Genomic DNA, 8,616 nt, shown 5'->3' on the forward strand with positions numbered 1-8,616 from the left:
TTCGAATATCTAAGGGCCACCTTGACCGCGATTGCCAACGGCCACCCTCAAAGCCGCCTCGACGACCTGCTGCCGTGGAACTTCAAGCCGTCAAGCTAAGCTGACCGTGCTGTTCTGCGACCGCTTACGAAGTGAACGGCATATCTCCGATGGCTCGACGGCTATCGCGGATGTATGTGAAGTGGTTTTTTTGGAGGCCATGTTCATGCCCAGCTTTACCTAGCAGATGCTGTATCTCGGCCAATTGGCGGACATGGATCCCACCGAGACCAACAACACCGCAGAGAACGTTGGCGCTGTTCTTGGGAACCGGGTCTTTGGAAGCGGCGGGACGCCGCTCTTCTCGCAGAGTACCCAGGTGACGCTGAACGACAACCGCGGCACCGGCGTTACCGTCTCGCTGAACCACAACCAGCCGGGCGGGACTGGAGCGCTGGACAATATCACGTAGACGCTGAACGACACGACCTACACGCTGCAAGCGGACTCGACGATCCGGGTCTATAACGTATCGGTGGTCCAGGCCATCGGTGGCGGTGCGACCCGCACCATTACTGTACCGGTCCGGCTGATCCAGGATGTGAGCGGCAATGTCTTCCTGATGCCGCCGCCGGTTGTCGGCAGCGAACCGGGTGAGTCGGCCATCACCGAATTTGCGATCATCTCGGTTTCGGTCCCAAACAACCCCTCGAACATCAGCGATTTCAGCGGCATCACGGCGGAACGCAATCTGCTGCCCTTCAGAGATGGCTATGTCGATGGCACCGACGGCAACAACGTCATCGGTCAAGGCTATATCGACGGGGCCGGCGACCGGGTCGATGCCAATGATGCCATCCTGCCCGGGATGACCGGCAATGACGATTACATCCGCGCCGGGCTGGGCAATGACTCGGTCTCGGCCGGGGCGGGCAATGACATCGTCGAGGGTGGCGCCGGCAATGACACGCTTCTGGGCGAGGCCGGCAATGATACGCTTTTCGGCGGTGCTGGTAACGACACGCTGCGCGGCGGGGCCGGGAATGACAGCCTGAGCGGCGGCGCCGACAATGACCGGCTCGAGGGCGGGGCCGGCACGGACAGTTTGACCGGGGGCGAGGGCTTCGACACCTTCCTTGCCGGCGATGCCGATATCATCACCGATTTCAACACAGCGACCGGGCAGAACATCGCCGATGGCAATCAGGCGAATAACGACTTCGTCGATCTGAGCGGATATTACAACGCCGCCAACCTGGCCGCCTATAACCTGGCGAATGGCACGAATTACGCCACGCCGCTTGGCTGGCTCCGGGCCGATCAGGCCGATGGCGTGCTGCAATCGGCGGGCGGGCTGATCATTCGCCATGGCGGCGCGGCCGTGGCGGGGGCCAACCTGACCTGGGACAATACCAATGTCCTCTGCTTTGCCGCCGATGCCGGTATCTGCACCGCCTCGGGCGAGGTGGCGGCGGGCGATCTCAAGGTCGGCGATCTGGTAGAGACGCGCGATGCCGGGCTGCAGGCGATCCGCTGGATCAGCGCGCGCCGGCTGGACGCGGCGATGCTGGCCGAACATCCGAAGCTGCGCCCGATCCGCATCTGCAAGGGTGCGCTTGGCGCGGGCCGGCCGACGGCGGATCTGGTCGTCTCGCCCCAGCACCGGATTCTGGTGCGCTCGCGCATTGCCCAGAAAATGTTTGGTACACCAGAGGTGCTTGTGGCCGCCAAGCAGCTCTGCCAGGTCGAGGGCATCGACGTGGCGCAGGATCTGGACGAGGTGACCTATGTCCATTTTCTCTTCGATACCCACCAGATCGTCCTGGCCAATGGCGCGGAAACGGAATCGCTCTTCACCGGCGCCGAGGCGCTGAAATCGGTTGGTCCGGCGGCGTTGGAGGAGGTCTTCAGGATATTCCCTGAACTTCGCGCTCCTGAGCATTCTCCTGTCCCGGCGCGGGAACTGGTCTCGGGCCGGCAGGGCCGCAAACTGGCGATGCGTCACCTGCAGAACCGCAAGCCACTGGTGGGAGAGGTCTGAGGAGAGGGCTAGACTGTGTGACCAGTCGCAAGGCAGTGGAGGACGTCTCACGGCCCGGGCGTGATCTCGGCAGAGAATTCGGCCCCGGAGTCTGCGAACAGACGGGGGGGGCTAACTGGCCGCGCGGTGATTGCAGGAACCGGGAAACCGAACTTTTGGGTAGCCGTTGCTTGGCCCCGGCAAACCTTTCCACGTCCAATGTCAGGCATCTACTACTCACAACCGCCCAACTGGACCGTTGAAAACAAAAATGCCCCGCCAAAACAGGCGGGGCTTACTCTTTCCTCGGGGGGACAGAACTATTTCGCAACAATATGGCTTCGATAACAGCTTAGGTAAACTTATCTGTTTGGACAGGCCATGCGTCAATCTGTCTCGTCTCCTCGGTTGTCTCCCGGCGAGAACTGGTCTCGCTACGTGCAACGTCAATTTTCGACCACTTGCCTAAAGAAGCGCAGCATCTCGCCCGAGGCGTCCGGCCCGAGCGGATCGGTATAGGAGCCTGCGGGATCGCCGCCGAACCAGGCATGGCCTGCCTGCGCGACGCGCCAAAGTTCCGAGCCATCGCTGTCGACCAGCCGCGACCATGTGCGGCCCTTGTCCTCATGCCGTGTCTCGACGCCCGAGCCGCTGACCAGTCGAGCGCCGTTGACCGGGGCGACCGTCACATCCGCCAGTCCGTGGAAGACGATCATCGGCGTTCTCTGCGACCGGGGTCTGGTGCGGCCCTCGCCCCGCATGGCCGCGAAGGCCGAGACAACGTCGCTGGCCGCGCCGGTGGGAAGGCCGGAATGCACGCCCGCCGCGGCAAAGAGATCCGGATAGGCTTCGGCCAGGATCGCGGCCATCGCGCCGCCTGCGGACAGGCCCGCGACAAAGGCCCGATCCCTCGGCAGATCGAATTCGGCGAGAAGCGCGCGCGCAATTCCGGCCAGAATTTCCGGCTCGCCCTGGCCACGGGCCTGATCTTCCGGGCGGAACCAGTTCCAGCAGGATTGCATATTATGGGCGCGCGACTGCTCGGGATAGGCGACGACAAAGCCGTCTTTCTCGGCGGCCTCGTTCATCCGCGTGCCGCGCGCGAAATCGTCGGGCGTCTGCGTGCAGCCATGCAGCATCAGCACGACACCACGAAACCCTCCGGGGCGGCTGGTCGGGATATAGAGCGTATAGCCGCGCGACCCGGCGGGGCCGGAATGGATGCGGCTTTCATAGCGGGCGCCCTCCGGCACCTCGATCTTTCCGCCAGCTGGCAGGCGCGGCAGGGTCAGGCCCTGCATCAAACCGCCACCGGCACAGGGCTTGCAGCCATCGCGCATCAGGCTGGCGGGCAAGGGGTATTCGAGCGGGGCCTGCGGGGTTGGCCTTTCGAGGCCGCCCGGAAGCGCCAGTCCCTTGCCCGTCAGCCCCTTGCCCGCCAGCCCTTTGCCCGCTGGCACCTTTCCCGCAAGGGCTTCCTGGATCAGCGCGGTCGCAGCCGCGGGATCGTTGGCGCGCGTCTTTTCAAGCGCCCGGCGCATGGCCGTCGCGAAATCAGTAATCACCGGTTTCTTCCTTCTCGCGAGGCGCAAAGCCTCAGGTGATGTGGTCCTTGAGGGCGGCCTTGACGGGTTTCGATGCCTGAAGCGAGCCGAGCACATTCAGCGAGCCGATCGTCGACAGGGCCAGCTCCGGCGAGACATCCGCCGCGATCCGCGCCAGTCCGACGACCTTTAGGTGCAGTTTTTCCCCGGCCGCCGCGATGGCCTCGAGATCGGCTCGGGTGATGTCGAACAGGCCCAGTTCAAGCTGGTGGCGGTCGATCGATTGCGCGACCGAACGGCCCTCGCTGGTCAGCTGGTTTCGGATCGCGGTGCGGATGAAATCCGTCCGGTTGGCATAAAATCCCTCGCGTACGAGCAGGTCGATGCGGCCGAGATCGACATGGCCGAGATTGATCGTGATCTTTTCGGGCTCAGACTGTCGTTCCGGCAGGCGGGTGATGTTCTGCATGGCCTTATCCATCCGTGTGGATGGTTTATGGAAGGAATTTGGCGTCCCTGCAAGTACTGACCAGTCCGGACTTGCAAAAATCAATCCGCTAGCCCGAGCCCCCGCAGCGTCTTTCGAGTATCGAACGGAACGTTTCTTCTCACGGCGCATTGGCAGATGCGAATTGCCCTGTTCGGAGAGAGAGATGCCAGATCGCGACGCCGAGACGCTGAAAGATGACCTCAGGACAGGCACCCCGTTCTGGGTCAAGACGCCGTATTCGACCGTGGCGGCCGAGCGCGAGGCGGATGCCGGTCATGTCGATGTGATCGTTGTCGGTGCGGGGATCAGCGGCGCGCTGATGGCCGAGGCGCTGACGCGGGCCGGGCGGTCGGTGCTGATCCTCGACCGCCGCCCGCCGGTGCGCGGCTCGACCCCGGCCTCGACGGCGATGATCCAGCACGAGATCGACGTGCCGCTGACCCAGCTGCAAAAGCAGATCGGCCCGAAGAAAGCCGCTGCGGCATGGCTCCGCTCGGTCAAGGCGACGAATGATCTGGTGGATCTGGTCAGGGAATTGCGGATCGACTGTTCGATGGAGCGCAAGCCGGCGCTGTATCTGGCCGGCAACCAGATGGGCAAGCGCGCCTTGCAGACCGAGGCCGAGGCGCGGTCCAAGGTTGGTATCGCCGCCGAATATCTGAACCGCGCGACCCTGATCGAGCGCTTCGGAATCGACCGACAGGCGGCGATCCTGTCGCCGGATTCGGCCTCGGCCAATCCGGCGCAATTGACGGCGGGGCTGTTGGCCTGTGCAATGAGCCGCGGGGCGCGGGTGATCTCGCCGGTCGAGATCACCGATCTGGCCGAACTTCCCGGCGGGATTGCCCTGGCGACGCGACAGGGCGAGGTGCTGACGGCGGATCACGCCGTCTTCTGCACCGGCTATGAACATCTGCCGCAGATGCGAAGCCCGTCCCACAGCGTCACCTCGACCTGGGCGCTGGCATCTCGGCCGATGAAGACCCTGCCGGACTGGATGCGGGCCACCATCGTCTGGGAGGCTGCCGAGCCTTATCTCTACTTCAGGACCGATGCGTCGGGCCGGATCATTGCGGGCGGCGAGGACGAGGATGCGGCAAGCACCAACTCGGACCCCGCGAAGCTGGCGCGGAAGGCAAAGGTCATCGCCGAGAAACTGCGCGAGGTGACGGGCGTGGATATCGGCACGCCTGCCTACACCTGGTCGGCGCCCTTCAGCGTGACAAAGGACGGGCTGCCGATCGTCGACACGGTGCCCGGATACAGCCGCATCCACACGATCATGGGCTTCGGCGGCAATGGCATCACCTTCTCGGTGATCGGCGCCCAGATCATCGCCGCGAAGATCGCAGGGCGCGCCGATCCGGACGAGGCGGTTTTCGCTTTCAGATAAGTTAATCGGTGGAACCACTTGTGACCTCAGCCGTTTTGCTTGCGCGACGTGCCAAGCGCGCGGCGCCCAAGCTTTAGGCCCCCTCTGAAAGGCAGGATCGATGGCCGAGGACAAGGACTTTACAACCGACACCGGAAACGCAGGCGAGACGCATCAGATCGCAAGCGGCGATACGCCCGCAATGACGACGAATTTCGGCGTTCCGATCTCGGATAACGAGAACAGCCTGAAGGCCGGATCGCGCGGGCCGACCCTGCTGGAAGATTTCGTGCTGCGCGAGAAGATCTTTCATTTCGACCACGAGCGCATCCCCGAGAGGATCGTGCATGCGCGCGGCTCGGCCGCGCATGGCTATTTCGAATGCACCGATCCGATCCCCGAACTCAGCCGGGCGAGCCTGTTCGCGAAGAAGGGCAAGAAGACGCCGCTCTTCACCCGGTTCTCGACGGTGGCCGGCGGCGCCGGTTCGGTCGACACGCCGCGCGACGTGCGCGGCTTTGCGGTGAAGTTCTATACCGACGAGGGCAACTGGGATCTCGTGGGCAACAACATCCCGGTCTTCTTCATCCAGGACGCGATCAAGTTTCCCGACCTGATCCATTCGGTAAAGATGGAGGCCGACCGCGCCTATCCGCAGGCGGCCTCGGCCCATGATACGTTCTGGGATTTCATCTCGCTGATGCCCGAAACCTTCCACACTCTGATGTGGGCAATGTCGGATCGCGGCATTCCGCGCAGCCTGCGGATGATGGAGGGCTTTGGCGTCCATACCTTCAAACTGGTGAATGAGAAGGGGCAGGAAACCTTCTGCAAGTTCCATTGGCGGCCCAAGCTGGGCACGCAGTCGGTGATCTGGGACGAATCGGCCAAGACCCAGGGGGCAGATAACGACTTCCACCGTCGCGACCTGTGGGAAGCGATCGACCGTGGCGACTACCCGGAATGGGAGTTCGCGGTGCAGATCTTTGATCGGGAACTGGCCGACTCGCTTCCCTATGACGTGCTGGATGCCACAAAGCTCATCCCCGAGGAGGTCGTGCCGCTGCGCGTGATCGGCCGCATGGTGCTGGACCGCAATCCCGACAACTTCTTTGCCGAGACCGAACAGGCAGCCTTCCTGCCGTCGAACGTGGTGCCGGGGATCGACTTCACCGATGACCCGCTGCTTCAGGGCCGGCTGTTTTCCTATCTCGACACGCAGAAATCGCGGCTGGGGACGACGAACTTCCACCAGATCCCGATCAACGCGCCGAAATGCCCCTTCGCCAATATGCAGCGCGATGGGCTGATGCAGACCCATGTGCCGAAGGGTCGCGCCAATTACGAGCCGAACAGCCTGAACGAGGCGGGCGAGGATCCCGGTCCGCGCCCCGTCAGCACCGGCTTTCGCACCGCCGAGCAGCGGGTCGAGGGCGAAAAGCTGCGAATCCGCGACGAACGTTTCGGCGATTTCTACAGCCAGCCGCGGATGTACTGGAACTCGCTGACCGAAAACGAGCAGGCGCATCTTGCCTCGGCCATCGTGTTCGAACTGTCCAAGGTCTCGCTGGATCATGTCCGCGAACGCATGCTCAGCCATTTGCAGGTGGTGCATCCCGATCTCGGCAAGCGCGTCGCCAAGGGCATCGGCATGGACCTGCCGAAGCCGGCCAAGCCGTTCAAGGCGCCGGTCGATCTGGACCCGTCGGACGCCCTGTCGATCCAGAAGAACTGGAAACCGACGCTGGAAGGCCGGCAGGTCGCGATCCTCTTCGATGAGGAGTCCAGCAAGGCCGATATCGACGCACTGAAAAAGGCGGTCGAATCCGCCAAGGGCACCGTCTTCACCATCGCGCCGAAGGTTGGTGGCCTGACGCTGGATGGCGGCCGGATGAAGGCCGACGGTCAACTGGCCGGCTCGCCCTCGGTGCTGTTCGACGCGGTGGCGCTGGTGCTGACGACCGAGGCGGCGGCCAAGCTGGCCAAGGATAGTGCGGCTGTGGCGTTCGTGTCGGATGCCTTCGCGCATCTCAAGGCCATCGGCGCGACCGAAGGGGCCAAGGCGCTTATGGACCGGGCCGGTGTCGAGCCGGATGAGGGCGTCACCGACCTGGACGGACTGCCTGAGGCGGCCAAGCTGCGATACTGGGATCGCGAGCCGAAGGTCCGTGAACTGGCCTGATCGCGGCAGTGCCGTGACAGTCCGGGAGGCACATGGATAACGTTCCAGGCGCCGGTTCAACAACGTCTACACAACCAGGGAGAGTATCCGATGAAGACGCTGAACGACGCATTCGAACATACGCTGGAGGATATCTATTGGGCCGAGAACGCGCTGTCCAAGGCGCTGCCCAAGGTTTCCAAGGCGGTCAGCAGCGCCGAGCTGAAAAAGGCGATGGACGATCATCTCAAGGAAACGAAGGGGCACATCAAGACGCTCGAAGCCGTTTTCAAGTCGATCGGCAAGGAAGCGAAGGGCGAGAAATGTGATGCCATGGATGGCCTTCTGAAAGAGGCTGACGGCCTGATCGAGGAAGCCAGCGGCCACGCGCTGGATGTCGCGCTGATCGGTGCCGCGCAGGCGGTGGAGCATTACGAGATCGCCCGCTATGGCACGCTGCGCGAATGGGCCAAGGTGCTGGGGAATGAGGAAGCGCATACGCTTCTGACCTCGATCCTCGACGAGGAGAAGGCCGCCAACAACAAGCTCACCGCGCTTGCGGTGACGGCCATCAACGCCTCCGGCAAGGCTTCGAAGAAGTAACCGGTTGCCGGAAGCCACGTTCAGAAGCCCGCCCCTGCAGGCGGGCTTCTTTTCATGTCGGGTGACCGAACTCGCCATATCGCCGCCCCCCTGACCAACACGACGAGAATGGTGATTGCGGGCCGTCGATCAGCATGCCGAAGAGCGGCATAAGCTTACTTCTGCAAACTCCGCTCTATCGTATGACATTCGGCGGCAGCCGACCATATCAGCTTCCTCGCGCTAATCGTGGATCCTCGCTGGGCCAGGCACGAACGTCCGCTAACCCAGATTGCCGCGACTGCCCTGCCGCGCCGCCGCATGTCGGCTTCCCGCCCGACCTGCTGGTTGATCGCGCAATTCATAGATCATCGTTTCGTCCTCACAGACGATGGCGCGCGGCGAGGTCGCGCGCGTCGTTGTGATGATCCAGCATGGCGCGAAAATATTCGTGGCGGTCGCCACGCC

9 protein-coding genes are annotated in these 8,616 nt (G+C 63.3%); 6 read left to right on the plus strand and 3 right to left on the minus strand.

What is annotated here, in order from left to right:
- The 3 genes from FNJ84_RS21325 to FNJ84_RS22575 all read left to right on the plus strand — a co-directional run.
- On the plus strand, positions 1 to 99 hold a 99-nt coding region (locus FNJ84_RS21325), incomplete at its 5' end, for a transposase domain-containing protein (RefSeq protein WP_143792218.1).
- A 127-nt stretch (positions 100 to 226) separates the two neighbouring features.
- The gene (locus FNJ84_RS21330) at positions 227 to 451 is read left to right on the plus strand and encodes a hypothetical protein (protein WP_143795218.1); all 225 of its coding nucleotides are present in this window, start codon (positions 227 to 229) and stop codon (positions 449 to 451) included.
- Positions 452 to 514: 63 nt separating this feature from the next.
- Positions 515 to 2,020 carry a Hint domain-containing protein gene (locus FNJ84_RS22575; protein WP_185968644.1) on the plus strand — a complete coding sequence of 502 codons (1,506 nt, stop codon included), beginning with the start codon at positions 515 to 517 and terminating at the stop codon, positions 2,018 to 2,020.
- Between the two features lie 425 nt (positions 2,021 to 2,445).
- Here FNJ84_RS22575 and FNJ84_RS21345 read toward each other — a convergent pair whose 3' ends face one another.
- Both FNJ84_RS21345 and FNJ84_RS21350 read right to left on the minus strand, forming a co-directional pair.
- Positions 2,446 to 3,564, minus strand: a complete 1,119-nt coding sequence (locus FNJ84_RS21345; protein ID WP_143795219.1) for a PHB depolymerase family esterase — start codon at positions 3,562 to 3,564, stop codon at positions 2,446 to 2,448.
- Positions 3,565 to 3,595: 31 nt separating this feature from the next.
- Positions 3,596 to 4,012, minus strand: a complete 417-nt coding sequence (locus FNJ84_RS21350; RefSeq protein WP_143795220.1) for a CopG family transcriptional regulator — start codon at positions 4,010 to 4,012, stop codon at positions 3,596 to 3,598.
- A gap of 184 nt (positions 4,013 to 4,196) precedes the next feature.
- Here FNJ84_RS21350 and FNJ84_RS21355 point away from each other — a divergent pair, with 184 nt between their 5' ends.
- The 3 genes from FNJ84_RS21355 to FNJ84_RS21365 all read left to right on the plus strand — a co-directional run bounded on the left by FNJ84_RS21355 (position 4,197) and on the right by FNJ84_RS21365 (position 8,169).
- A complete protein-coding gene (locus FNJ84_RS21355) occupies positions 4,197 to 5,426 on the plus strand; it encodes an FAD-binding oxidoreductase (protein ID WP_143795221.1) in 1,230 nt (409 codons plus the stop codon).
- A 100-nt stretch (positions 5,427 to 5,526) separates the two neighbouring features.
- A complete protein-coding gene (locus FNJ84_RS21360) occupies positions 5,527 to 7,587 on the plus strand; it encodes a catalase (protein WP_143795222.1) in 2,061 nt (686 codons plus the stop codon).
- Between the two features lie 90 nt (positions 7,588 to 7,677).
- A complete protein-coding gene (locus tag FNJ84_RS21365) occupies positions 7,678 to 8,169 on the plus strand; it encodes a ferritin-like domain-containing protein (protein WP_143795223.1) in 492 nt (163 codons plus the stop codon).
- Between the two features lie 261 nt (positions 8,170 to 8,430).
- On the opposite strand, the gene FNJ84_RS22285 is transcribed toward FNJ84_RS21365, so the two are convergent.
- On the minus strand, positions 8,431 to 8,616 hold a 186-nt coding region (locus FNJ84_RS22285), incomplete at its 5' end, for a hypothetical protein (RefSeq protein ID WP_221932030.1).

This window comes from Paracoccus sp. M683 (assembly GCF_007096355.1).
Classification (GTDB): domain Bacteria; phylum Pseudomonadota; class Alphaproteobacteria; order Rhodobacterales; family Rhodobacteraceae; genus Paracoccus.